The sequence below is a fragment of the Rhodanobacter sp. FW106-HT46G03 genome, assembly GCF_058789895.1.
On the sequence record NZ_JBYTCC010000001.1, the window covers coordinates 722,010 to 747,832 of the forward strand.

Below are 25,823 nucleotides of genomic sequence, written 5' to 3' on the forward strand. Positions count from 1 at the left end.
ATGGACACGCGCTGCCGTTGCGGCTAGGCTTTCCGCTCCACTTCGGTCATCAGGGAAGGGAAGCGGCATGTGGCGTTCTCTGCATCGGCAGTCCACCCGCTGGTTGTTGCTGCTGGCGCTTGGTGAGTTGTTGTGCCTGGGCGTCGCGCTGAACATGGCCACCTGGCTGCGTTTTGGCAGCATCAACGCCTTGGGACACCTGCCCGAACGCTCGCTGATGTTCGCCGGCATGATCATGCTCGGCCTTGCCGCGATGGGGCAGTACCAGCTGCACATGCGCACGACCTGGTTTGGCCTGCTCGCGCGGCAGGCCATTGGTTTCCTGCTCGGTGCGCTGGGCCTGGCCGTCGCGTTTTATGTGGTGCCGCAGACATTTGTCGGGCGCGGTGTGCTGGGCATTGCGCTGGTGCTTGGTTTCCTGGCCGTCACCGCGTTCCGTGCGGCGTTCATTCGCCTGGTGGAAGTGGAAGCGTTCAAGCGCCGCATCCTCGTGCTGGGTGCGGGCGTGCGCGCTTCGCAAGTCCATAGCCGCCTGCGGCGCCAATCGGATCGGCGCGGTTTCGTCGTGGTCGGTTTTGTCGCGCGCGACGGCGAGCCGGTCGAGGTGCCGGCAGACCGCCTGCTGAGTCTGGACTCGCCGCTCGATGCGTGGGCCGAGGCGCAACATATCGACGAGATCATCGTTGGCGTGGACGACCGCCGCGGCAACCTGCTGATGGAAGAGCTGCTGCAATGCCGTCAGCTCGGCATTGCCGTCACTGACCTCACCACGTTCTTCGAGCGCGAATCCGGCCGCGTGCAGCTTTCGCTTACCCACCCCTCGTGGCTGGTGTATTCAGGCGGCTTCGACAGCACGCCCATGCGCAAGCTGACCAAGCGCGGGTTCGATCTTGCCGCCGCTGTACTGGTGCTGGCGCTGACCTGGCCGTTGATGCTGCTGACCGCGCTGGCCATCCGCATCGAGTCGGGTGCGGGGCAACCCGTACTGTACCGGCAGGAGCGCGTCGGCGTGCGCGGCAAGACATTCCAGCTCATCAAGTTCCGCAGCATGCGCACCGACGCCGAGCGCGATGGCATTGCGCGCTGGGCGGCCAAGCACGACAACCGCGTGACCCGCGTGGGTCGCTTCATCCGCAAGGTTCGCCTGGACGAACTGCCGCAATTGTGGAACGTGCTCAAGGGCGAAATGAGCTTCATCGGCCCACGCCCGGAGCGTCCGCAGTTTGTCGCCAACCTGACCAAGAAGATCGACTACTACAGCCTGCGCCACACCTTGAAGCCCGGCCTCGCCGGCTGGGCCCAGCTGCGCTACCCCTACGGCGCCTCCGAAGAAGATGCTGCGGAAAAGCTCAAATACGACCTTTACTACGTCAAGAACCACAATCTCGTGTTTGACCTGCTGATCCTGATCCAGACGCTGGAAGTGGTGGTATTTGGACGCGGCGCTCGGTGAGGCCTCCGGTGTGCCGGGTGGCGTACGCCGATCGACCGGGTGTTGCCATGCATGGTGCGAAAGGCGTTCAGATGGCCTTGGCGGCGTTCCAGTCGCGGTGGGCGCGGTTGCTACGGCCTGGGAGTTGGCGGCATGTCATCACAACGCTCTGAACCACACGAGTCCGCGACCATGGCAGACGACATCCGCGCGACCGAGCCGGTGTCTGCGGAACGCACGCCACGCAGGCGGCGCCTGCGTGCCTTGGGCATGATCGCCCTGTTGGTGTCGACGGTGCTGGCGGCAGCGAGTGTCGCGGTGCCCCAGGTGCGCATCGCCCTGACGCACTTTGTCGGGGCGACGCGAGCGCCGGTTGCCGCGCCCGTGCCGAGCGACGCGGAGCTTGACGCGTCCGAAGGCGGCGCGGTTGGTCGGGTCGTCATGCCCAGCCCCCTGCCGCCCTGGCTCGTGCAGGACCCTTTCGTTGAGGGTGCGCCGATGACCTTCGCGCGGCCACGCGAGGTGCCGGCAGGATTCGAGAGCCGTCCTGCCGTGGTGTCGACCCCACAGGAAGATTGCGGCTACCGGGTGTCGGCTATTTCGGTCTCGTCGCTGGAGGCTCCCCGGGCGCGCCCGTCGCCCTGCCTTGTCCCGCCGCTGACCGTTGCGGTCACAACCGGCAACGCCGGTTCGGCGGTTCCGCTCGCGCAGGGTGCGTTTGCCCCGGTGCCGTTTGCCGTGCAGCCGGCGGCGGCGCTGCCGACGGTCATCGCGGGGCACCCACGGCTGTTGCTCGACCCTGCGACGATAGCCAGAATGCAGGCGGACGTGGCTGCCAACACCCCGGCGTGGCAGGCACTCAAGGCCAACTGCGATCGCTTCATCGGCGGGCAAGTGAACTATCCGACTGGTACGGCGTATCCGAATCCGCCGAACTTGGGGTCCGGGTATCAAGGGGAAGAGTACCTGCCCGCCGTGTTGGCCGAGGGCATGTGCTACCAGGCCCTCAAGGCGAGCAACCCGAGCGCGGCGGCGACGTATGGCGCCAAGGGCGTGGACATCCTCATGAAGATGTCCACGCCGTATTCGACCGGCAGCGGCAACCAGGGGCAGGACCCGTGCACGGATTCCGGCTACGGCATCCGCAACTACGGCGTGGGGTTCGGGCTCGGCTACGACTGGCTGTACGACCTGCTGACAGCCGCGCAGCGTGCGCAGGTATACACCACGGCCAACTCGTGGCTGGTGCCGTGGGAAACGTCTACCGGTTGCGCCTACTTCGCCTACCCGAACCCGCAAAGCAATTACTACGCCGGCTATTTCCACGCCAAGGCAGTGATTGCCATGGCAACATTCGGCGACAACCCCAATGCGCCGGCCGAATGGAATGATTGGTACAGCAACCAGTTTGCGCAGAAAGTGCAGCCGTATTACAGCCAGTACCTGGCCGGCGGCGGTTGGCCCGAGGGTTTTGGCAATTACGGGCCGCCAGCCATCCTCAACCTGAGTTTGCCGATGCGCGAAGTGAAAACGGCCACCGGGGCGGATCTGGTGCACACGCAGCCGGCATTCACTTTCCCGCTGGAAAACGCGGATTACGCGATGCACCTTACCTGGCCGTCGCGGGCGTACTTCGACGATCGCGACATGAATCATTCGAATGGCAACCCGACGCCTCCCGTTGGCACGCCGTGGATGAGCTTCTTTCAACAGGTGCTGGGGACGCTCAACTACTGGGGCTCGCACAAGGTCGCGGTGTTTCACCAATACATGAACAACGTCAGTGCCGCGACGTCGAATTACAACCCCGCACCGGCGTGGCTCGCATTTCTCGACGACGCCACCCGGTTGCCGACGGCGCCGGTCACCTCGCTGCCGCTGGCGTACCTTGCCGGCGGCATGGGCATGGTGGCCGCACGGTCCGACTGGACGACCACAGCGAGCTGGATGTCGTTTCGTGCAGCCCCCTACGTGAACAACCCCAATCAGGGCGAGGAAGGGTTTGACGAAGGCAGCATTGCGATCGTGCGCGGCAATGCGCCACTGCTGGTCAATACCTGGGGCTGGATGGTGCACGAGCCGAATGGCAGTTCGGATGAAAACCTGCTCTACAACGACTTGTATGGCGCTTTCACTGGTACGGTGTATCAGGGCAACAAGCAGATCTACAACATCTACTACGTGCGCAACATGAGTGGCGGCACCCTGGTCGAGCCTTATGGGCAAGGCATGGTCACGCCTGCTTCCGCCAGCACGAAAGTCGCCTTGTTCGAGGACAAGCCGGATTACGTGTACGTGCAGGCCACCGGGCTGGCGGACATGTACCGGCCGTTCAAGGCTGGCCTGGCGGTGACCGGCTGGACGCGGCAGATCGTTTACCTGCGGCCCAATCTCTTTCTCGTGTACGACCGCACCAGTAATTCCAGCAGCAGCTACGACCAGTTTCTCGCGTGGCACTTCCCGGCGATGCCCGTTGCCGGCGCAGCGGCCAGTGGGCAGAACCGGTTGGATATCACCTACAACGGCGTGTATGTCGGTGCAATGACCACGGTTTACCCGGTCAACGCCGCGCTGACCACGATTGCGTTGTACCCCACGAGCAACCCCACCAAGGTCTGGCAGGTGCAGGAGCGCCCGGGCAGCGCGGGTGCCAGCCAGACGTGGTTGACCGTATTCGACACGGCGGCAACGCCTGCCGCCGTCGCCGCAGCGGCGCCGGTTACGGCGACCCAGGGCAACATGGTTGGTGTAAGGCTGACTTCGAGTGCCGGCGTCAACGTGGTGCTGCAGAGTGGCGTGGCGGCCGGTACCGCGGTGGCCGGCCCGATCAGCTACGTGGTGCCGGCGTCGCAAACCCACCACCTCATCACCGAGCTGGCGCCGGGGGTTGGCTACAACATCACCACTAGTGTCAGCGGCAGCAACCTGACCGTCACCGTGAGCCAGGGTGGCACCTTCATGAGCAGCACCGCGGGCATACTCGATTTCTACGTGGACGCCGGTGGCGCCGTGCAACAGCAGGCCCCGGTGAAACTGACCGCACCGGTGTCGGACTTGCCGGTCGCGGGCTACCCCAGGCCATACAACCCCTGAGCACCCGGTCGCCCGGGATCATTCGCCGGTCTGCGGATCACGCTGCCTGAGGATGCGGGCCGGGATGCCGCCCACGGTGGCGCCCGCAGGGACATCATGCACCACGACGGCATTGGCGCCGATGCGGGCGTGGTCGCCGATGGTGATCGCGCCGACGATCTTGGCGCCGGCGCCGATGAAGACATGGTTGCCGATGATCGGCGAGCGGCCTTTTTCGGCGCCGATGGTGACCTGGTGTTCCACGTAGACGTGTTGCCCGCCGCGCACGCTGCCGTTGATGACGACACCCTGGCTGTGCACCAGCACGAAACCGTCGCCGAACGTTGCGCCGCGGCCGATGATGCATTGGCCCAGTACCGCGTTGAGCTTGTTGAGGATCATCGCCAGCGGCGCCAGCCGGCGACGCTCGCACCATGCCATGGCGCGGTAGCAGACCATCGCGAAACTGCCGTCGGTCGCGATGGTCTTGAGCAGCGTGGCGGGACGCGTGCTGCCGTAGCACCACTGCGCCTTCGCGTGCAGGTCGGCGCGCACGCTCATGGCGCAGCGTCCTTGCCGGGTACCAGCGACAGCAGTTGCTCGGCGTTGTTGCGCCATTGATGGGCGCGCACGATGGTGGCGCGCGCCTCGGCGCCGACCCGTTGCAGCTCGTCGGGGCGCGCTGCCAGGGCGAGTACCTGATCCACGCAGGCGTCGAAGTTCTTGCGCGGGAACAGCCAGCCATCCACGCCGGGCGTCACCACTTCGCGGATCGGTTCGTAATCGGGCACCACTACGCCGACGCCCATCGCCATCAACTCGAACAGCTTCATCGGGGAGCCGTACTGGTTGGAGTCGGCCAGCAGGGCGTAGTCCATGCACGCAATCCACGACGGGATGTCGGTGTGCGACACGCGGCCGGGCAATAAAACGCGGTGCTCCAGCCCGGCTTGGGCGATCGCCTCGCGCACGGCTGGCAGCTCGACGCCATCGCCGACCAGCAGCAGCGTCAAACCCGGTGCTTCGTCGAGCCGGGGCGCGATGCGCCGCACGAACTCGGCAATGCCGTGCCAGAACACGAACGCCCCCACGTAGCCACAAATCACGCCGTTGCCGAGGTGCCTCGCGGCGCGCAGCGTCGCCCGGTCGTGGCGCATGGGGTCGAAGCGCGCCAAGTCCGCGGCGTTCGGCGAAACCACGCTGGGGGCCACGTTCCCGTAGGCAGCCGTGATCTGCTGCTGGAACCAGCTGGAGATGAACACCAGACCGGTGGCATTGCGGAAGCACCATGCCTCGATGCGTTGCGCGATGCGCTGCATGTGCAGCGGACGCACCCGCGACATCAACGCCGAGTCGTTGATTTCCAGCACGATCGGGATGCCGCGACGGCGGCACAGCCAGACGGTGACGCCCAGGAACAACGCATAGCGCTCGTACACCAGCTGCGGCCGCTGGCGCGCGATGTACCGGCCCACCCGCCAGCGGGTGACGAGGTTGTAGCCCAGCTCAAGAAACTCGAACGCGATGCCGGGGGCATGCGCCATCAAGGCAACGATGCTGCGCTTGCGCGGTGCGTCGCCGGTGGCAGGCGTGACGGGCGGCTCGCGCTCCGGATCGGCGCCGGGAAACGAAAGGATATCCACCGTGTGCCCGAGTTCGCGCAGCGCGCCGACGATGCCGCGAATGTGTACACCTTCGACCTGCCGTCCCTGGGTGCGATGGTGGTAGAGGATGCGCATGGGTCAAGGGTTTCCGGTCGGGTGCCTGGGGCAGGAAGGTTCCCGGATGGGGAGCAAGGATGCCGCCGAAAGGCCGCAGGTCGGCTTATTCATCCTCGTCCGCCTCGGTGAGGAACCAGGGCCGATCCGGATTCGTGCCGGCGGGTTCGTGGTCCAGCCATTTCGCGATCGCGGGCTGGCTTTCACGGGCGACAAAGCCCGCGCTTTGCCAGCTGCCCGCGAGCGCCTCGCAACCGCTGAAGGCGAACGAGATGGAGGTATGGCCGCTGCTGCGGGCCGCGTGTATCAGCGTTGCCACCAGGCTGGCATCCACATGGGTGCTGCCGCGATCCGACCAGTAGCTGCATATGCGCAGGACGGTGCCGTGGACCTGGCAGGCAAACCACGCACGCAGCGGCGCCTCCGGGTGGTCGGCCAGCAGCAGGTAGCGGGTGTGGTTCAGCGGGCAATCGTCGAAACGCCAGCGATTGGTCGTGGTGTCGCGCACGCCGATGGGTTCGGCGTCGGGCAACGGGCGTTGCCACAACGCATCCATGCGCGGATCGACGCCTTCCGACCACGTTGCCACCGTGTTGCTGCGCGGTTGACGGCAGGCACGCACGGCCATCCGCGTGTGATCCAGCACGGCGCCGATCGGGGTGGCCAGCCACCGGGGCAGGTAGCGGCGCAAATAGGTGGTGTGGCGCAACACATAGGAATGGCGCGTCAGCTCACCGATGTTGGCGTAGCCGAGACGCGTGGCGACTGGCAGGGATTTGCGATTGGGAAAACCGTAGAGCAGGTCGAATTGGCCGGCGGCGGCCGCAATCAAGGCTTGTTGCAGCATCAACGCCGGGCCCAGCGTGCGGTGTGACGCATCCACCGCGATGTCGGCCAGCAAGCCGGCGCGCACCGCGTTGCCACGCCACCGCATGCGGCGCGGTGCGACACCGCTACAACCGATCAAGGCGTCGTCGTGATACAGCAGCATCAGGAGCGGCGTGCCGAACGGACAGCTGCGGTAGAACCAGTCGAATTTTTCTGCCCGGTGGGACGCGTCGCCGAGGTTGCGCTGCCATAGCGCAATGACGGCAGCGCGATCACGCTCGGGGTCGGCGAGTCGCGTCCAATAACCGCGGGGTTCCGCTGGCCTGGCGGCGACGGCGTTCATGACGGTGCCCCGGTGGCGACGGCGCCGAACATCTGCGGCGCCAGGTGCAGGTAACGCGTGCTGCGGCGCTTGTTGCGGATGTCGGCGTAGATCGCTTCGGCCTGGGGTGCGTCGAGGCCCAGGGCGGCCGCGAGTTCGCTGGTCGGGCGCTCGTGTTCCAGCGCCCACAGCGCAAGATCCATCTTGGCCCACGGCAGGGCGAAATAGAACTCGTCCTGGCCTTGGGCAAGGCTGTAGGTGTCGGTGGTGGGCTCGGCGGTGGCGACGCAGGCGGGCAGGCCGAGGTATTTCGCCAGCGCGTAGACCTGCGTCTTGTACAGATGCGCGATGGGCTTGACGTCGGCCGCGCCGTCGCCGTTCTTGACGAAGAAGCCCTGGTCGTATTCGAGCCGGTTCGGGGTGCCGACCACGGCGTAGTTCAGGCGGTCGGCGTGGTAGTACTCGAGCGTCTTGCGGATGCGCTGCTTGAAGTTGGTGGCGGCGACGATCTGCAGGTATTCGGGCAGTGGCAGTGCGCACTCGCGGCGCTCGCCGGCCGGCGATTCGGCGACGAGGTTGAAGTGGTTGATCGCGCCTTGCCGGCCGCCGGCAATGACGATCTTCATGCGCCAGTCGGCGGTGTATTCGGGCACCAGGCGGCGCACGGCCTCGTCGCGCGCACGGTAGCAGCCGATGGCGGCGAGCGTGGGGGCAATGTCCACGGTTTCGACCCGCACGCCCAGGTGTTCCGCGAGCACGCGCGCATGCGCCGCGCTGCTGCTGGCGGAGTCGCGCTCGGGCAGGATCAGCGCCAGCACGTGCTGCGCGCCCAGCGCCTTGACCGCGAGCGCGGCGCACACCGAGCTGTCGACACCGCCGGAGATCGCGACCACCAGCCCGCGCTTGTGCAGCACGCGCGCGGTGGTTTCGCGCAGGGCGGCGGCGAGGCGGTCGGTCTCGGCCGCGCCATCGAGGGCGAACACATCGGGGTTGAGTGGGCTCACGCTGATCTCCGCTTCACGTGGTCAGGCGCGATGCGCCAGGATGGCGCGGATGTCGCCGTGCGCGTCAGTCAGCGCCCGTACGGTGTCGTAGTGGCGATCGCGTGCCAGGCGACGCTGCATGGCCGGGCCTTGGCCCAGCCCGGCTTCGAAGGCGAGCCAGCCGCCGTGCTTGAGCAGGCGCGGGGCCTCTTCCAGCAGGCGGAGCAGGATGGTGACGCCGAGCGGGCCGCCGTCGAACGCCAGCCGCGGTTCGTGGGCGGCGATTTCCGTGGCCATGTGCGGTACCTTGGCGCTGGTGATGTACGGCGGCGCGCATGCCACGAGATCGACGGTGGCGTCGAATTCGGCGCCGAAGGGGGTCAACAGGTCGCCTTCGCACAGGCTGACGTTGTCTGCCTTGAGCCAGTCGCGGTTGCGGGCGGCCAGCGCAAGTGCGTCGGCGCTGATGTCCGCGCCGAACACCTCGGCGCCGGGCACCTGCCGGGCGATGGCGAAGGCCAGGTTGCCGGAGCCGGTGCACACGTCGATGACGCGCGCGGCCTGGTGTGCATCGCGCGCCGCGAGCAGGTCGATGCAGCCTTGCGCAAGCAATTCGGTTTCGATCCGCGGGATCAGCGCGCCGGGGCCGCTCAAAAGATCGAGCCCCATGAAGCGGCTGCGGCCGGTGAGGTAGGCAACCGGCTCACCAGCCAGCCGGCGCCCGACGAGTGCTTCGAGCCGCCGCTGTGCGGCGGCGTCCGCCAGTGGCGGCAACTCACCGATGGCCGCGGCGGCGAGTGAGCACGGCGCACCGGCGGCGGCGAACCACAGCGCGCGCAGTGCAGTGTCCGCGTTTTCCAGCGGTTTGTCGGGCACGGTTTCCAGACTGGCTGCAAGGCGCTGGTGCAAGGTGGCGTAAGTGGCGTTCATGGGCATCGGTCAAACCGGGGGATGTTCCAGCAGGGCCTTGCGGCTGACCTTGCCGGTCTGGGTGCGCGGCAGCGCCGCGCAGGGCGTGATCTGCTGCGGCACCATGAAACTTTCCAGGTGTTTCAGGCAGTAGGCGCGCAATTGTGCCGGGCGCAAGGCGGCGTCCGGCTCCAGCACCACGTAGGCGTGGATCGCCTGCCCCAAGAGCTCGTCCGGCACGCCGACCACGGCCGCCTCGCGCACGCCGTCGAGTGCCTGCAGCACGTTTTCCACTTCCACCGGGCTGACCTTTTCGCCGCGCGTCTTGATGATGTCGTCGCTGCGGCCGACGAAATACAGAAAGCCTTCGGCATCCATGCGGAACCAGTCGTGGGTGCACAGCACGCGCTCGCCGGGCAGCTTGCCGGGCACCAGCATGTATGCGGAAAGATCCGGGCGGTTCCAGTAGCCGAGCATCACGTGCGGCCCGCGCACGTGGAGAATGCCGGCGGCGCCGGGCGCCACCGGGCCGCCGTTCGGGGCGCGCAGGAACACTTCGGTGCCGGGGATCGCCTTGCCCACCGAGCCGGGTTTGGCCTCCATCAGCTCGGGTTCCAGATAGCACACGCGCTTGCACTCGGTGAGGCCGTACATCTTATAGATCAGCGCGTTCGGGAAGATCTCGCGCAGGCGCAGCGCCTGCTCGTCGGGCAGCGCGGCGGCGGTGTTGGTGACGCGGGTGACGGACGGGAAGCACAGCCGCTCGCGCCGGTGCGCGGAAAGCAGCATCGCGAAGATGGTGGGCACGCCGGGAAACACGGTGGCATCGAACTCCACCATGCGCGCGAACACCTTCGCGGGAAAGGCGAAGGAGCGCTCCAGCACCAGCGTGGCACCGAGTTGCACCGTCATCAGCCATTGGTACAGGCCGTAGTCGAACGCCAGCGGCAGTGCGCACACGATGCGGTCGTCCGCGCCCAGGCGCAGGTACTGGATCAGGCTTTGCGCGGCAAACAGCATCGACTGGTGGGTGTGCATCACGCCCTTGGGCGCGCCGGTTGAGCCGGAGGTGTAGATGAGCGCCGCAAGGTCGAGCGCAATCGCCGGCGCCGGCGCTGCACAAGGCGTGCTGCGCGCGAGCACTGCGGCGTAGCTATCGATGCCGGTCGTGCCCTCCGGCAAGGTGCCGGAGGCGATCACGTGCAGGGCCGGATGCGCGGGCAGCAGCGGCAGGAATTCGGGTGCCAAGTGGCCGTCGGTAATGAGCACGCGCGCGCCGCTGTCGTCCAGCACGAAGCCGAGTTTGTCGCGCTTGGTCAGCGGATTCACCACCACGAACACGCCGCCGGCGACCAGCGTGGCCAGTATCGCGACCAGGCACGGCCAGGTGTTGTCCATGTAGATCGCCACGCGGTCGCCGCGGCCGACACCGCGTGCCGTCAGGGCCGCGGCCAGGCGCTGCACTGCATCCACCAGTTCCGCGTAGCGGTACGCCTTGCCATCGACGATCGCTGCGGTGCGTGCCGCCCACGCCGGGTCGGCGCCGGGTTCGAACAGCGCGTCGAACAGCAGCCGGCGCGGCGCGGTGGTCACGCGACGGCCTGCCGTTGGCGTTCGACGAAGGCAGCGATGGCGTTCACGGTGTCGAAATTCTCCGGCAGCATGTCGCTCGCCTTCACGTGCAGGCCGAAGGTTTCCTCGATGAACATCACCACTTCGAGCACGCCGGTGGAGTCGATGATGCCGCGGTCGAGCAGCGAGGTGTCGTCGGGCAGTTCGGCGGCGTCGTCGCTGAACAGCAGGTTGTGCAGGATGTAATCGCGTACGCGTGGCTTGACGGCCGTGATTTCGGTGGACATGCGTGGTTCCCTTGAACGTCATGCGGCACGCCGCCGCACGAAAGTCTCGTCCAGCAGCATCGTCGACAGGATGCCGACGAAGGCCTGGTTGTCGGCAAAGCCGATGGCGTGGCCGCGTCGGCATTTCTCCACCAGGTATCCAACCGCGACCGGATCGAAATAGCCGCTGGCGGCAAGCCGTTCCGGACTCAGCAGTTCGGCCACGTAGTCGAGCGGTTTGCCGTTGGCGAAAAAGCTCGCCTGGTCCGGCGCGCGATACGGCTGCTTGGTGCGCGCCTGGATCGCCGGCGGCAACAGGCCGTCCAGCGCCTTGCGCAGCACGTGCTTCTCGGTCAGGCCGCGGATTTTCCAGCGTGCGGGGAGTGCGTTGGCAAACTCGATCACGCGGTGGTCGAGAAACGGGAAGCGGCCTTCCACCGAGTGCGCCATCGCCGGGCGATCCCCTTGCGCCGGCAGCAGATAATCCGCCAGCAGCGATTTGGCCTCCACGTACTGGTCGCGCGCCAGCGGTGCCCAGCGCGCGATGGCGGCCGGCAGGCGCGCCTCGTACCAGTCCGGCGGGTTCCAGTCGGCCAGGCTTGCGCGCAGGTCGGGTGCGAAAAAACGCAGCGCATGTTGCCAACTGGACCAGCGCGGCGCATGCGCGAAGATCGGGCGATCGAGGTGCTCCATGCCGCGACCGAAGAACGCCGTGGCCAGCGCCGCGTGCCGGGTCGGCGAGTGGTCGAGATAGCCGTAGAGACGGCCGAGCAGGGCGGAGCGAAAGTGGGAGCCCGGCTGGCGCGCCCAGAACCGGCGCACCTTGGCCTCCTTGAACAAGTCGTAGCCGGCAAACACCTCGTCGGCGCCCTCGCCGGTCAGTACTACCTTGCGGCCATCCGCACGCACCTGTTGCGCCAGCAGCATCAACGGCACCCCGGCGGTGCGCAGCACCGGCATCTCGGCATGCCGGATGAACGCCGGGAAGGCCTCGCCGATCTGTGCCCGGGTGCAGCGCAGCGTGGCGTGGTCGCAGCCCAAATAACGCACCATCGTCTGCTGTTCGGCGCTTTCATCGAACTCCGCCTCGTCGAAGGCCACGGAGTAGGTGCGCAGTTGCGTGCTGCCGGCCGTGCGCATCAGCGCGGTCACCGCCGAGGAATCCAGCCCGCCGCTGAGGTAGGCGCCCAGCGGCACGTCGGCCTGCAGGCGCAGGCGCACCGCATCGGTCAGCAGTTCGCGCAGCTCGCCGGCGGCTTGCTCGATGCTCGTCCAGCGCGTGGTCGGCGCGTCGCGCTCGGGGAACGTCCAGTCCCAGTAGCGGGTGAGGGTTTCGCGGCCGTCGGCTTCGATCGCGAGCAGGTGGCCCGGCGGCAGGCTTTCGATACCGGCAAATACGCTGCCCGGTGCGACCGGACCCCAGTAAGCAAATGTCTGCGCCAGGCTGAACGGGTCGAGCCGCGCGGTGATCGGCGCCCCGACCAGCAGCGCCTTGATCTCGGAGGCGAACCACAGGCGTCCGCCGGCGCGGGCGAAAAACAGCGGCCGTACGCCACAGCGGTCGCGCGCCAGCACCAGGCGCCGCCGGCGCGAGTCCCACAGGGCCAGCGCGAATTGGCCATTGAGGTGCCGGACGAAATCGTCGCCGTACTCCTCGTACAGGTGCACGATCACTTCGGTGTCGGATCGGGTGGCAAACCGGTGGCCGTGCGCGACGAGTTGGGTGCGCAGCGCGCGGTAATTGAACACCTCGCCGTTGAATACCGTCCACACGCTGCCGTCCTCGTTGGCCATGGGCTGCGCGCCGGTCTTGAAGTCGATCACCGCGAGCCGCGCATGCGCCAGCCCGATGCCCGGCGCCTGATGAAAACCGTAGCCGTCCGGGCCCCGGTGGTGCAGCGTGTGGATCATGCGGGTCAGCCGCGCGCGATCCGCATCTGCCTGATCCGCGATGCCAAAGAAACCGGCGACGCCGCACATCGTGCTCAGGCGCCAGCAAGCAGGGTGGGGCGCACGTGCGCGGCGGCACGCCGTATGCGTGGCCTGCGACCTCGCCCGCCAGTGCTTGCCCTGGGTACGTTCCACGCCACGTCCGCCTCCCTGTCTCACGCCGGTCTGCGATGGTCGCCAGTGCGCCCACCGCGGCCAGGCGCGTATGGGGCGCAACAAAAGTGTGACGTGCATCACAGAAATGCGCAATACTCCGCCTTCCATCGCGGTGCCGTGGGCAACCGCCTGCACAAGGTCCTGATGACCGCGGATGGAGATGTTTGGGGCTGCTTCAGGCAGCCGCGACAGGCTACAGGGGGCTGGCATGGCACAGGATTGGAGCGGTATCGAAGTTGACTGGAGTGCCTTTGCGCCGTGGCAGGTTCAGCCGGTGCGCCACCGCCTGATGGCGCACCCGTTGCTGCAACGCGATGCGCTGATTGCGCTGGGCAAGCGACTCGAGCAGCGGCACAGCGTGCGCACGCACAGCAACCAGGTGACGGCGGGCACCCCGTTCAATGACGCGCCCGGCCTGCATCCTAACCGTGCCGGCGCAGCGGCGACGCTCGGCGACCTCGCCCATGCCGAGGCGTGGATGTCACTGCTCAATGTGCAAGGCGATCGGCTGTATCGCACCTTGGTGGATGCGGTGCTCGACGGCGTCGCGCCGCGGATCGCGCAGCGCGACCCCGGCATGGGCTACCGCGCCGGCTGGATCTTTCTCACCTCGCCGCACACCGTCACGCCGTTCCACTACGACAAGGAACACAACTTCATCTTGCAGGTGCAGGGCCGCAAGACCCTGTACGTGTGGGACAAGCAGGACACCGAAGCGGCCAGCGAAGCCTCGCGCGACCTGTTCCACGCCACCCACAGCCGCGACCGCCTGCAGTGGCGGGAATCCCTGCGCGAGCGCGCCCACGTGTTCCATCTCGAACCGGGCATGGGCGCCTACATGCCGTCCACCAGTCCGCACCTGGTCGAAAACGGCGACGAGCCATCGGTGACGATCAGCTTTACCTATTACACCGATGCCACGCGGCGTGATGCATTGCTGCACCGGGCGCACGAGCGGGTACGCGGATGGGGCGTCGAGCCGCCGCCGGTGGGACGCAACGCGGTGCTGGATGCCGCGTTGCTGGCCGGCTTTCGTGCCGCGGGAGTGCTGCGCCACTGGCAGGCCCGCCTGGGCGGCGGGCTGCCGCCGCGGTCGGACCGCGTGGCGTATGCACCAGCACCGCGCGTGCCGTCATGACCCATCCCATGGCGCCCGCTTCCGAGCACGAGCTGCCGGCGGCGCCCGGAGTGCCGGGCATGGACGCCGAAGCGCCAACCGTGCACGCCGCGTTTGCCCGGGTGGCGGCGGTCAACCCCGACGCGCAGGCCGTGGCCTGGCTTGGCGGTGCGCTGACTTACGGCGAACTCGCCCGCCGCGCGCAGCGCGTTGCGGCCGGTCTCAGGCGCCACGGCGTGGCCGCCGGCGACCTCGTTGGCGTGCTGCTGGAGCGCTCGCCGGAAGCGCTGGTGGCGCTGCTTGGCGTGCTCATGGCGGGCGCCGCGTACCTGCCGCTCGATCCACGCGACCCGCCCGCCCGCCTGCGCCAGCTGCTGGCCGATGCCGGGGTGGCGTTCACCATCGGCGTACCCGGTGCCGACGGCGTGGTATGCACGGCATTGGCCGCGCTGGACAGCGAGGACAACGGGCTTGCGTCGCCGGTGGCGAATGCCGACGCGCTGGCCTACGTCATGTTCACCTCCGGCTCCACTGGCACGCCCAAGGGTGTGGAAATCACCCATCGCGGCATCTTGCGGCTGGTGCGCGGTGTGGATTACGTGCAGCTCGGCGGCCAGCCGCGGGTGCTGCACGCCGCGCCGCTGGGGTTCGATGCCTCCACCTTCGAGATCTGGGCCGCGTTGCTCAACGGCGGCACCTGCGTCATCCACGCCGAGCGCGTGCCGACCGCGCACGGGCTGGGCGCGACCCTTGCAAGCCAACGCGTGGATACCGCGTGGCTGACCGCCGCGTTGTTCAACGCGGTGGTGGATGAGGACGTGCGGCAACTGACGCCGTTGCGGCAGCTCCTGATCGGCGGGGAAGCACTGTCGGTGGCGCACGTGCGGCGCGCGCTGGCGGCATTGCCGGGCACGACGATCATCAACGGCTACGGCCCGACCGAATGCACCACGTTCGCCGCCACCTATGCCATCCCACGCGACCTGCCGGCCGAGGGCGCGAGCATTCCTATCGGCCGGCCGATCGCGGACACCACGCTGCACATCGTCGATGCCGCGGGTGCCGCAGTGCCGGATGGCACGGTGGGCGAGCTCCTGATCGGCGGGGGTGGCGTGGCGCGCGGCTACCGCCATCAGCCGGCGCTGACTGCGGAGCGTTTCGTCCTCGATCCGCAGCACCACGAGCGGTGCTATCGCACCGGCGATCGCGTGCGCCGGTTGCCGGATGGGGCGCTGGAGTTTGTCGGGCGCCTCGACGCGCAGGTGAAGATCAACGGCCACCGCATCGAGCCGGGCGAGGTGGAAGCGGCGCTGCGCGTCGTGGCCGACGTGCGCGACGGCGCGGTGCTGGTGCGCGAGGATCGCCCGGGACGCAAACAGCTCGTGGCCTATGTGGTGGGTGCGTCGACGCTGTCGCCGCCAGCGGTACGCGCTGCGCTGGCGCAACGGCTGCCCGATTTCATGCTGCCGGCGCGCATCGTGTGCCTCGAACGCCTGCCGGTCACTGCCAACGGCAAGCTCGATCGCCATGCGTTGCCGGCCCCGGACCGCCAGCGGCCCGCGCTGGCGCAGCCGTTCGCGGCGCCGCGCAACGCGCTGGAAGCCAAGCTGTGCGCCGTGTTTGCGGATACGCTCGAGCTCGACGCGGTGGGTCGGCACGATCATTTTTTCGAGCTGGGCGGCAGCTCGTTGCTGGCGCTTGAGGCGATCACCGCGATCCGCGCCGCGTATGGCGACGCGCCCTCGCCCGCGGCGTTTTTCGACGACCCGACGCCAGCCGGCCTGGCGCGTGCACTGACCGCTGTCGCGCCGGCGGCGCCGCGTGCGGAGCGCCACGCATCCGCCGAGGAGCCGATCGCCATCATCGCCGTGGCCGGGCGCTTTCCCGGTGCGGCGGATGTCGAGGCGTTCTGGGACAACCTGTGCGCCGGGCGCGAGTCGATTACGCGGTTTGCGACGGACGAGCTCGATCCGTCGATCCCCGTGGCCACGCGCAACGACCCGGCCTACGTGCCGGCGCGCGGCGTGCTGGCCGACGTGGACAAGTTCGACGCCGCGTTTTTTGGCGTGACGCCGCGCGAGGCCGAGCTCACCGACCCGCAGCAGCGCGTGCTGCTGGAATTGTGCTGGGCGTGCATGGAGCGCGCCGGCCACGTGCCGGGTGCGGATGATGCCGAGGTCGGCGTGTTTGCCGGCATGCACAACGCCACATATTTCCAACACCAGCTGGCCGCACACCCGGAACTGGTGGAGAGCTTCGGCGCGTTCCAGACCATGCTGGCGAACGAGAAGGACTACGTCGCCACCCGTATTGCCCACCGGCTCGACCTGACCGGTCCGGCGATCAGCCTGAATACCGCGTGCTCCACCTCGCTGGTGGCGATCTGCGAGGCGGTCGAGGCCTTGCGCAGCGGCCGCTGCGACCTGGCGCTGGCCGGCGGCGCCGCCATCACCTGTCCGCCGCGCAGCGGTTACCTGGCCCAGGCCGGCAGCATGCTTTCGCCGGATGGCCACACGCGCAGCTTCGATGCGCAGGCCGCCGGCACGGTGTTCAGCGACGGCGCCGGCGTGGTGCTGCTGCGGCGCTGGTCGGAAGCGCTGGCCGATGGCGACCCGGTGATCGCCGTAATCCGCGGTGGCGCGGTCAACAACGACGGCGGTGGCAAGGCGAGTTTCATGGCGCCGAGCAGCGCCGGGCAGGCGGCGGTCATCGCCAAGGCGCTGGCGCGCGCCGACGTGCCGGCGCGCAGCATCGACTACGTCGAATGCCACGGTACCGCCACCCCGATTGGCGACCCGATCGAGCTGGAAGGCCTGACCCGTGCGTTCCAGGCGCAGACGCCGGACACCGGCTACTGCCGCATCGGCTCGCTCAAGAGCAACGTCGGCCACATGGTGATTGCCGCGGGCGTTGCCAGCGTGATCAAGACCGCACTGGCGCTCGAACGCGAAACGCTGCCGCCCAGCCTGCATTACCACACGCCCAACCCGGCATTCGATCTCGCTGCCTCGCCGTTTTGCGTCAATGACCGCGCGACGCCGTGGCCGCGGCGCGACGTCCCGCGCCGCGCCGGCGTCAGCGCGTTCGGCGTGGGTGGCACCAATGCGCACGTGGTGCTGGAAGAGGCGCCGCTGCGTGCGGCCAGCGAGCCGGCCGCCGGGCCGCAACTGCTGTGCCTGTCGGCGCGCACGTCGCTGGCTTTGCGCGCGGCCGCCGCCAATCTCGCCGAGCATTTGCAGACCCACCCCGAGGCGAACCTGGCCGACGTGGCGTGGACGCTTGCCATTGGCCGCAAGGCATTTGCCCGGCGCGTCGCCGTGGTGGCGCAGGACGGGCCCGATGCGGTGGCCCGGCTGCGCGCGCTGGCGGTGCCCGAGCAGGGCGATGCTCCGGCGAGCGGGGTCGTGTTCGCGTTCCCCGGCCAGGGTTCGACCTACCCTGGCATGGGGCGCGCGCTGCATGCCGCCGAGCCGGTATTCCGCGACGCGTTCGATGCCTGCATGGCGGCGGCGCAGGGCAGTGCGGGTTTCGACCTGCGTGAACGCCTGTGGAGCGACGACCCTGATGCGCTGCTGCCCACCGCGGTGATGCAGCCGGCGATTTTTGCGATGGAATACGCGCTGGCACAATGGTGGCGCAGCCTCGGTGCCGAACCGGTGGCGCTGGTCGGCCACAGCGTCGGCGAATTCGCCGCGGCCGCGCTGGCCGGCGTGTTCACGCCGGAAGACGCGATGCGGCTCGTCATCCAGCGTGCGGCCCTGATGCAGGCGCAACCGCCCGGCGCGATGCTGTCGGTACGCATGCCGGCCGACGAACTGCGCGCGCAGTTGCCGGCCGACCTCACGCTGGCGGTGGAAAACGCGCCGGGTGCCGGTGTCGTCGCCGGCGCGAGCGAGGCCGTCGCGGCACTGGCCGCCAGCCTTGCGGCGCGCGGCATCGCCTGCCGCCCGCTGCACACCTCGCATGCGTTCCATTCCGCCCTGATGGAACCGGCGGTGGCGCCGTTCCACGCCGCGGCCGAAGCGGTGGCGCGCCACGTACCGAGCCTGCCGATCGTGTCCACCGTGACCGGGCAATTGCTGGACCCCGCCACGGTGCAGTCGGCCGATTACTGGGCCAACCAGTTGCGCGCGCCGGTGCGTTTCTCCGCGGCGGCGCAGACGGTGCTCGCCACCCCCGGCCGCGTCGTGCTGGAAGTCGGCCCGCGCACGGTATTGACCGCCGTGGTGCGCCAGCAGCCGTTGCTGCGCCAGCACGGCGGCAGCGCAGTGGCGTCGTTGGATGCGACCGTGGTCGACGAAACCGCAGCCGTGCGCAGGGCCGTGGCTGTGCTGTGGTGCCGCGGCTGCGCCGTCGACCTCGCCGCACTGGATCGTCGGCGCGTACGCCGGCGGTTGTGCCTGCCCACCTATCCGTTTGCGCGCGAACGCCATTGGGTCGATGCCGTGCCGGCATCGACGTCGCCACCGGCGGTCGCGGCCACCCCGTTTTCCGGAGACACCGTCATGCCCGTTGCTGCTGCCGCCGATCGCACCGCTTCCCTGATCACCAGGCTCAAGTCCGCGTTTGAGGATGTGGCCGGGCTGGATCTCGCCGACGCCGACGCGAACGCGAACTTCATCGAGTTGGGGCTGGACAGCCTGATGCTCACCCAGCTCGCATTGCAGGTATCGAAAACGTTCGGCGCGCCGGTGAGTTTTCGCGAGCTGATGGGCGACGCCGCGAGCTTCGCCAGCCTCGCCGCGTTGCTGGATGCGAAGCTGCCGCCGGATGCCGCGCCGCCGGCTGTTGCCACGCCGGTCGTCCCGGCGGTAGCCGCTGCTGCCGCGCCGCTGGCGATCGCGGCCGGCGCGCCAAGTGGCTACGTGCAGCAGGTGATCGCCCAGCAGATGCAGCTCATGGCGCAGCAGCTTGCGTTGCTGGGCGGCGCGGCGCCGATGGCCGTGCCCGCCGCGCCGGCTCCGGCAGCGAGCGCAAACCCGGCGCCAGTCGTAGCGCCTCCGGTCGTTGCCGGCGACCCTGGTGCGGCGCACGTGCACTACGACGTCAAGCAGGCCTTTGGCGCGATTGCGCGCATCCATACCGACCGCGATCCGCTCACGCCGCGCCAGCGCGGCCTGCTGGACCGCTTCATCGCGCGCTATGTGGCGCGCACGCAGCAATCCAAGACGTACACCCAGGCGCATCGCGCGCGCATGGCCGACCCGCGCGTGGTCAACGGCTTCCGCCCGCTGCTCAAGGAGATCATCTACCAGGTGGTGGTGGAGCGTTCGAAAGGCGCGCACCTGTGGGACCTCGACGGCAACGACTACGTCGACGCGTTGAACGGTTTTGGCATGAGCCTGTTCGGCTGGCAGCCGGATTTCGTGCTGGAGGCGATCCGCAGGCAGCTCGACCTCGGTTACGAAATCGGCCCGCAGCACCCGCTGGCCGGTGAGGTGGCCGACCTCGTGTGCGAAGTCACCGGGCACGAGCGCGCGGCGCTGTGCAATACCGGCTCGGAGGCGGTGCTGGGCGCGATCCGCATCGCGCGCACGGTGACCGGGCGCGAAACCATCGTGCTGTTCAGCGGTTCGTATCACGGCATCGTCGACGAAGTGATCGTGCGCGGCACCAGGAAGCTGCATGCGGTGCCGGCGGCGCCGGGCATTTTGCGCAACACCGCCGAGCACGTGATCGTGCTGGACTACGGCACGCCGGAGTCGCTCGCCTGGATTGCCGCGCATGCGGGCGAGCTGGCCGCCGTGCTGATCGAGCCGGTGCAGAGCCGGCGCCCGGATTTCCAGCCGGTGGCGTTCTTGCGCGAGGTGCGCAGGCTCACCGCCGAGCAGGGCGCGCTGTGCATCTTCGACGAGATCGTCACCGGCTTTCGCGCGCACCCGCGCGGCACCCAGGGCCTGTTCGGCATCGACGCCGATCTCGCCACCTACGGCAAGGTGATCGGCGGCGGTTATCCGATCGGCGTGATCGCCGGCAAGCGGCAGTACATGGATGCGCTGGATGGCGGCCAGTGGCAGTACGGGGATGCTTCGATTCCCACCGTGGGCGTCACCTATTTCGCCGGCACCTTCGTGCGCCATCCGCTGGCGCTGGCAGCCGCCAAGGCGGTGCTGGAACAACTGAAACGCGAAGGCCCGGCGCTGCAGGAGCGGCTCAACGCGCGCACCGCGGCATTCGCCGACGAGCTCAATGGCTTCTGCGTGGAAGTGGGCGCGCCGATCGCGATCAAGCAATTCGCCTCGCTGTGGCGCACGCAGTTTCTCGAAGAGCATCCGCTGCAGGACCTCCTGTTCGCGATGATGCGCAGCCGCGGCGTGCACATCCTCGACCACTTTCCGTGTTTCTTCACCAGCGCGCACAGCGAGGCGGATTTCCGGCTCATCACGCAGGCGTTCAAGGCGTCGGTGGTCGAGCTGCAGGAGGCCGAATTCCTGCCGTGCAAGGCGGCTGTTGCCCATACCGCGATGGATGCCGCGCACCCGCTGGTGCCCGGCGCACGGCTTGGACGCGAGCCCGATGGCACGCCGTGCTGGTTTGTGCCCAACCCCGCCCAGCCCGGTAAATATCTCAAGGTGGAACCATGAACACGCCGGTCGAACCCGCCCGCGGCAGCGGCACACCCGCGGTCGACTACGACCCGTTCGCGGCGCCGGCGCTGGCCCGCGTGGTACCCAGCACTGAGGCGCAACGCGAGATCTGGCTGGCGGCCAAGCAGGGCGACGCCGCGTCGCTGGCGTACAACGAAGCGGTGGCGCTCACCCTGCGTGGCGCGCTCAGGCGCGATGCACTGCTGGGTGCGCTGCAGGATCTGGTGGATCGCCACGACTCCCTGCGCGCCACCTTCGGCCCGGACGGCGAGACGTTTTGCGTGGCGGAAGCGCTGCACCTTGCGGTGGTCCGGTCAGACCTTTCCGCGCTGGATGCGAGCGCCCGGGCCGCAGCGCTGGACGCGCGCCGCACGGCGATGGTGTCCACCGCGTTCGACCTCGAACATGGGCCGCTCTGGCGTGCGGAGCTGCTGCAGCTGGGGGACGACGAACACGTGCTGCTGCTGTGCGCCCACCATCTGGTGTGCGATGGCTGGTCGTGGTGGGTGATCGTGCGCGAGCTGGGTGCCTTGTATACCCAGCGCGCCGGTGCGACAACCGCCACGCTGGCGTCAGCGCCGGCGTTTGCCGACTACGCGCTGGCGCTCGGCGAGCCGGCCGCGCGCGGCGCGGATGCCGCCGACGAGGCATGGTGGGTGGCGCAGTACGCCGCGCCGCCGGGTGTGCTGGATTTGCCCGGTGACCGGCCGCACCCGACGCGGCGCAGCTTTGCCTCGGCACGCGAGGATTACCTCTTGCCCGCAGCGCTCGTCGGCGATTTGCGCCACCTTGCCGCGCATCACGGGGTGAGCCTGTTCGCTGCGCTGCTGGGCAGCTTTGCCGGCCTGCTCGGACGGCTCGCCGGCAGTACCGAAGTGGTGCTGGGCATTCCGGCCGCGGCGCAAGCCAGCGCGGGCATGGGCGATCTCGTCGGGCACGGCGTGCACCTGTTGCCGTTGCGCTGCGGGGCGGGTGCGGCACTGCCGTTCAGGCAGCTGCTGAAGCAGGCCGGCGGCACATTGCTGGATGCGCTGGATCACCAGCGCTGCACCTTCGGCAGCCTCGTGCGCCAGCTCGACCTGCCGCGCGACAACACTCGGCCGGCGCTGGTCAGCGTCATGTTCAACATCGACCAGGCGCTGGATCAGGAGAGCGCTGCGTTCAGTGGCCTTGAGCTTGCGTTTGCCAGTGTGCCGCGCAGGTTCGAGCAGTTCGAGCTTTCCGTCAACGCGGTGCAGGAGGCCGGCGCGCTGCGCCTGGAGTGCCAGTACGCCACCGACTTGTTCGACGCCACGACGGTGCGGCGCTGGATGCGCGCCTTCGAAACCTTGTTGCGCGCGGGCATCGAACACTCCGAGTGCGCCTTGGGTGTACTGCCGTTGCTGGATGCGCAGGCCGTGCGCGAATTGCAGGGCTGGCAGCCCGTGCCTCGCGCATGGGGCGCCGATGCAGCCGCCATGCACGCCGCGTTCGAGCGGCAGGCAGCGCAAACGCCGGATCGCGTCGCGCTGACGGTCGGCGTGCTCGGCCTCACCTATCGCGCGCTCGACGAGCGCGCCAACCAGTTGGCTCATGGCCTTGTGGCGCGCGGCGTCCAGCCCGGCGATCTCGTCGGCGTGGCGCTGGAACGCGGGGCGGACATGCTGGTTGCCGTGCTTGGCGTGCTCAAGACCGGCGCTGGCTACGTGCCACTCGATCCCGGTTTCCCGACCGATCGCCTGAGCTACATGGCGGGCGATGCGCGACTTGCGTTGCTGCTTGCCCAAGGCTCGCAGCTGGCGCGCTTTGCATCGGTGGGCTGCCCCGTGGTGGCGTTGGATGCGCTGCCGGCGGACTGGGCACGGTTGCCCACCACGCGGCCGCGGGTGGCAATCGACCCGGCAGCCATCGCCTACGTGATCTACACCTCGGGATCGACCGGCAAGCCCAAGGGCGTGGCCATCCCGCATCGCGCCGCCGCGAACTTTCTCGCCAGCATGGCCGAGCGCCCCGGTTTGCATGCCGAAGATCGCGTGCTCGCGGTCACCACGCTTTCGTTCGACATTGCGGTGCTCGAACTGTTCGGCGCGCTGGGCGTCGGTGGCGAGGTGGTGCTCGCCACGCACGACCAGGCGGCGGATGGCGCGGCCTTGCAGACACTGCTGGCACAGCACCGCATCAGCGTCATGCAGGCCACCCCGGCGACCTGGCGCATGCTGCTGCAGACGGGCTGGCAGGGCGACGGCAAACTGCGTGCATTGTGCGGTGGTGAAGCGCTGGCACCGGAGTTGGCGACCGCCTTGCTGGCGCGTTGCGGCGAGCTGTGGAACCTGTACGGCCCGACCGAAACCACGGTGTGGTCGACCTGCGCCAAGATCGAACCCGGTGCGCCGATCAACATCGGCACGCCGATCGCCAACACCACGGTGTGGGTGCTGGATGAACGCCGCGAGCGTTGCCCGGTTGGCGTGCCCGGCGAGTTGTGGATCGGCGGCGCCGGTGTGGCGCTGGGCTATCTGCACCGCGATGATCTCACCGCCGAACGCTTCATCGCCGACCCGTTTTCCGCCGCGCCGGGCGCGCGCCTGTACCGCACCGGGGACTGTGGTCGCTGGTTGCCGAATGGCACGCTGGAACATCTCGGTCGCGCGGATTTCCAGATCAAGCTGCGCGGTTTCCGCATCGAGCCGGGCGAGATCGAGTCGCGTCTTGCGAGCTGCCCCGGGGTGCGCGAGGCGGTGGTGATCGTGCGCGAGGATCGTCCCGGCGACCAGCGGCTGGTGGCCTATGTGGTGGCGGATGCGCCGGTGGATGCACGCGCCGCGCGCGAGCATCTGCGCGGCAGTCTGCCCGACTACATGCTGCCGCAGCACGTCGTCACGCTGGCCACCATGCCGCTCACGCCCAACGGCAAGCTGGACCGCAAACGCCTGCCGCCGCCGGTCGGCACCATGTCCGCAGTGGCGCCGACCGCGCCGCGCGACGAGCTGGAGCGCCAGGTGGCGACCGCGATGGCCGACGTGCTCGGTTGCCCGGCGGTGGGCAGCGACGAGGATTTCTTCGCCCTCGGCGGGCATTCGCTGCTGGCCGCGCAACTGGCCATGCGGCTCGACCGCGCGCTGGATGTCGACCTCACGCTGCGTGACTTGTTCGACGCGCCCACGGTGGCGCGGCTGGCCGACCTGATCCGCGCCGCACGCGCACGCGGCACATGCGCAGCGGCGCCGATTGCACGCCGCGCCGACCGCGCACATGCGCCGCTGTCGTTGATGCAGCAGCGCGTCTGGTACCTGGAACAACTGCACCCCGGCAGTGCCGCCTGGCACACCCCGTCGGCGCATCGGCTGTGCGGGCTGTTCGATCACGCCGCCTTCGCGCGCGCGCTGCAAACCGTGGTGCGACGTCAGGCGGTGCTGCGCACGGCCATCCAGTTGACCGACGACGGCCCGACGCAGTGCATCCACACCGAGCTGGAGGTGGCGCTGCCGCTGGAGGATTTGACCGCGCTGCCGGGGACCGGGCGCGACGCCTACCTGCAGCAACGGTTGGCGGCGCTGATCGCCGAGCCGTTCGATCTCACCGTGGCGCCGCTGTTCCGCGTGCGCTTGTTCAAGCTGGGTGCCGAGCACCACGTGTTCTTCTTCATGGCCCATCACGTGATCTGGGATGGCTGGTCGTTCGATCTGCTCTATCGCGAAATGGGCGCGCTGTACGCCGCGTATGCCGCTGGCCAGGAGAACCCGCTGCCGCCATTGGCGATCGAGTACGGCGATTTCGCACTGTGGCAGCGCGCGCAGATGCAGGGCGAAGAGCTGGCCCGCCAGCTGGCGCCATGGCTGGAACGCCTGCGCAATCCGCCGGCCCCGCTCGAATTGCCCGCCGATCATCCGCGCCCCGCACGCATGAGCGGCGCCGGGGCCACCGAGTGGGTGCGCATTCCCGGCGATCAACTGGCGGCCGTGCACGCGCTGGCGACGCAGCAGAACACGACGCCGTTCGTGGTGCTGCTGGCGGCCTTCACCGTGCTGCTGCATCGGCTCAGCGGCCAGCACGAGATGATCGTCGGCGTACCGGTGCGCAACCGCGACGAGGCGGAGCTGGAGTCGGTCATGGGGTTCTTCGTCAATGCGCTGCCGCTGCGCCTGGCGGTGGCGGACACGGCATCGTTCGCCGATTGCGTTGGCAGTGTGCGCCGCGCCGTGCTCGACGGGTTTTCCGCGCCGGGCGTGCCGTTCGAGGAACTGGTGCGCGCGCTGCACCTGCCGCGCGACGACAGCCGCCCGCCGCTGGCGCAGGCCATGTTCTCGTTTCAGGACGTGCGCGGCCGGGTGACCCAATGGGGCGGGCTGGCGCACGAGCACCTGCCGGTGTTCCAGCGCGGCAGCGCCGAGGACATCGGCCTGTGGTTCATCGAACAGGATGCCGGGTTATTGGGCGGCATGAGCTTCAACGCCGACCTGTTCGACGCCGCCACGGTGGCCCGGTTCCGCGCCCAGTACGAAACCCTGCTGGCCGGGCTGGTGGCCCATCCGTTGCAGCCGGTCGGCGCTGGCGAACCGGCGCCATCGCCGGCCGTCGCGGTGGTGACATCGACACCCGTCATGCTCAAAGGCAACGACGTTTCGGTGGACGCGCGCCAGCAGCAGCTGGCCGCGATCTGGCGCGAGTTGATCGGCGCCGACGACATCCGCCCCGAGGACAACTTCTTCGATCTCGGCGGCCATTCGCTGTTGGCGGTGGAAATGGTGACGCGCGTGCAGCGCGAGCTGGGTGTCACGCTCAAGCTGATCGACGTCGCCACCGGCACGCTGGCGACGCTTGCCGCGGGCATGCCGGAGGCGGGCAAGCAAACGACGGGCGGCCTGGGTGGCCGGGTTCGGCGCTGGTTTGGTCGACGGTGAGGGGGCAGACAAAGATGGGCCCGCCGACGGC

The 25,823-nt window shown here is 68.7% G+C and carries 13 protein-coding genes; 5 read left to right on the forward strand and 8 right to left on the reverse strand.

Annotation, left to right across the window (positions count from 1 at the left end):
* Positions 1-67 precede the first annotated feature (67 nt).
* Both AC3WP6_RS03015 and AC3WP6_RS03020 read left to right on the forward strand, forming a co-directional pair.
* Complete coding sequence (locus AC3WP6_RS03015; protein ID WP_492626316.1) at positions 68-1,453, forward strand: TIGR03013 family XrtA/PEP-CTERM system glycosyltransferase; 1,386 nt, start codon at positions 68-70, stop codon at positions 1,451-1,453.
* A gap of 171 nt (positions 1,454-1,624) precedes the next feature.
* Positions 1,625-4,525, forward strand: a complete 2,901-nt coding sequence (locus AC3WP6_RS03020; protein ID WP_492626317.1) for a hypothetical protein — start codon at positions 1,625-1,627, stop codon at positions 4,523-4,525.
* 18 nt (positions 4,526-4,543) lie between these two features.
* Here AC3WP6_RS03020 and AC3WP6_RS03025 read toward each other — a convergent pair whose 3' ends face one another.
* The 8 genes from AC3WP6_RS03025 to asnB form a co-directional block, all read right to left on the reverse strand.
* Positions 4,544-5,065: a serine O-acetyltransferase gene (locus tag AC3WP6_RS03025; RefSeq protein WP_492626318.1), complete on the reverse strand. Its 522-nt coding sequence runs from the start codon at positions 5,063-5,065 to the stop codon at positions 4,544-4,546.
* Positions 5,062-6,243 carry a glycosyltransferase gene (locus tag AC3WP6_RS03030; RefSeq protein ID WP_492626319.1) on the reverse strand — a complete coding sequence of 394 codons (1,182 nt, stop codon included), beginning with the start codon at positions 6,241-6,243 and terminating at the stop codon, positions 5,062-5,064. Before AC3WP6_RS03030 ends, AC3WP6_RS03025 begins: the two co-directional genes overlap by 4 nt.
* An 85-nt stretch (positions 6,244-6,328) precedes the next feature.
* The gene (locus tag AC3WP6_RS03035; protein WP_492626320.1) at positions 6,329-7,393 is read right to left on the reverse strand and encodes a GNAT family N-acetyltransferase; all 1,065 of its coding nucleotides are present in this window, start codon (positions 7,391-7,393) and stop codon (positions 6,329-6,331) included.
* Positions 7,390-8,376, reverse strand: coding sequence for an NAD(+) synthase (gene nadE / locus AC3WP6_RS03040; RefSeq protein WP_492626321.1), 987 nt, complete (start codon positions 8,374-8,376; stop codon positions 7,390-7,392). Before nadE ends, AC3WP6_RS03035 begins: the two co-directional genes overlap by 4 nt.
* 21 nt (positions 8,377-8,397) lie before the next feature.
* Complete coding sequence (locus AC3WP6_RS03045; RefSeq protein ID WP_492626322.1) at positions 8,398-9,285, reverse strand: N5-glutamine methyltransferase family protein; 888 nt, start codon at positions 9,283-9,285, stop codon at positions 8,398-8,400.
* Positions 9,286-9,294: 9 nt separating this feature from the next.
* Complete coding sequence (locus tag AC3WP6_RS03050) at positions 9,295-10,857, reverse strand: class I adenylate-forming enzyme family protein (protein WP_492626323.1); 1,563 nt, start codon at positions 10,855-10,857, stop codon at positions 9,295-9,297.
* Positions 10,854-11,123 (reverse strand): acyl carrier protein, encoded by a 270-nt coding sequence (locus tag AC3WP6_RS03055; RefSeq protein WP_492626324.1) that lies wholly within the window; start codon positions 11,121-11,123, stop codon positions 10,854-10,856. Before AC3WP6_RS03055 ends, AC3WP6_RS03050 begins: the two co-directional genes overlap by 4 nt.
* Before the next feature lie 18 nt (positions 11,124-11,141).
* The gene (gene asnB, locus AC3WP6_RS03060) at positions 11,142-13,418 is read right to left on the reverse strand and encodes an asparagine synthase (glutamine-hydrolyzing) (RefSeq protein ID WP_492626325.1); all 2,277 of its coding nucleotides are present in this window, start codon (positions 13,416-13,418) and stop codon (positions 11,142-11,144) included.
* Between asnB and AC3WP6_RS03065 the strand changes: the two genes are divergently transcribed.
* The 3 genes from AC3WP6_RS03065 to AC3WP6_RS03075 are packed head-to-tail and all read left to right on the forward strand — an operon-like array spanning position 13,417 to position 25,792.
* The gene (locus tag AC3WP6_RS03065) at positions 13,417-14,346 is read left to right on the forward strand and encodes a cupin-like domain-containing protein (RefSeq protein WP_492626326.1); all 930 of its coding nucleotides are present in this window, start codon (positions 13,417-13,419) and stop codon (positions 14,344-14,346) included. The genes asnB and AC3WP6_RS03065 overlap by 2 nt on opposite strands.
* Positions 14,343-20,909 carry an amino acid adenylation domain-containing protein gene (locus AC3WP6_RS03070; RefSeq protein WP_492626327.1) on the forward strand — a complete coding sequence of 2,189 codons (6,567 nt, stop codon included), beginning with the start codon at positions 14,343-14,345 and terminating at the stop codon, positions 20,907-20,909. The genes AC3WP6_RS03065 and AC3WP6_RS03070 overlap by 4 nt, the downstream gene beginning before the upstream one ends.
* A complete protein-coding gene (locus tag AC3WP6_RS03075) occupies positions 20,906-25,792 on the forward strand; it encodes an amino acid adenylation domain-containing protein (protein WP_492626328.1) in 4,887 nt (1,628 codons plus the stop codon). The genes AC3WP6_RS03070 and AC3WP6_RS03075 overlap by 4 nt, the downstream gene beginning before the upstream one ends.
* The last annotated feature ends 31 nt before the right edge of the window (positions 25,793-25,823 follow it).

Bases quoted from the DNA above. Each gene is read 5' to 3' on its own strand.
- AC3WP6_RS03020 (WP_492626317.1), top strand. From the start codon at position 1,625: ATGGCAGACGACATCCGCGCGACCGAGCCGGTGTCTGCGGAACGCACG.
- AC3WP6_RS03055 (WP_492626324.1), bottom strand. From the start codon at position 11,123: ATGTCCACCGAAATCACGGCCGTCAAGCCACGCGTACGCGATTACATC.
- AC3WP6_RS03025 (WP_492626318.1), bottom strand. From the start codon at position 5,065: ATGAGCGTGCGCGCCGACCTGCACGCGAAGGCGCAGTGGTGCTACGGC.
- AC3WP6_RS03030 (WP_492626319.1), bottom strand. From the start codon at position 6,243: ATGCGCATCCTCTACCACCATCGCACCCAGGGACGGCAGGTCGAAGGT.
- AC3WP6_RS03045 (WP_492626322.1), bottom strand. From the start codon at position 9,285: ATGAACGCCACTTACGCCACCTTGCACCAGCGCCTTGCAGCCAGTCTG.
- AC3WP6_RS03015 (WP_492626316.1), top strand. From the start codon at position 68: ATGTGGCGTTCTCTGCATCGGCAGTCCACCCGCTGGTTGTTGCTGCTG.
- AC3WP6_RS03035 (WP_492626320.1), bottom strand. From the start codon at position 7,393: ATGAACGCCGTCGCCGCCAGGCCAGCGGAACCCCGCGGTTATTGGACG.
- AC3WP6_RS03065 (WP_492626326.1), top strand. From the start codon at position 13,417: ATGGCACAGGATTGGAGCGGTATCGAAGTTGACTGGAGTGCCTTTGCG.
- AC3WP6_RS03075 (WP_492626328.1), top strand. From the start codon at position 20,906: ATGAACACGCCGGTCGAACCCGCCCGCGGCAGCGGCACACCCGCGGTC.
- asnB (WP_492626325.1), bottom strand. From the start codon at position 13,418: ATGCCAGCCCCCTGTAGCCTGTCGCGGCTGCCTGAAGCAGCCCCAAAC.
- AC3WP6_RS03070 (WP_492626327.1), top strand. From the start codon at position 14,343: ATGACCCATCCCATGGCGCCCGCTTCCGAGCACGAGCTGCCGGCGGCG.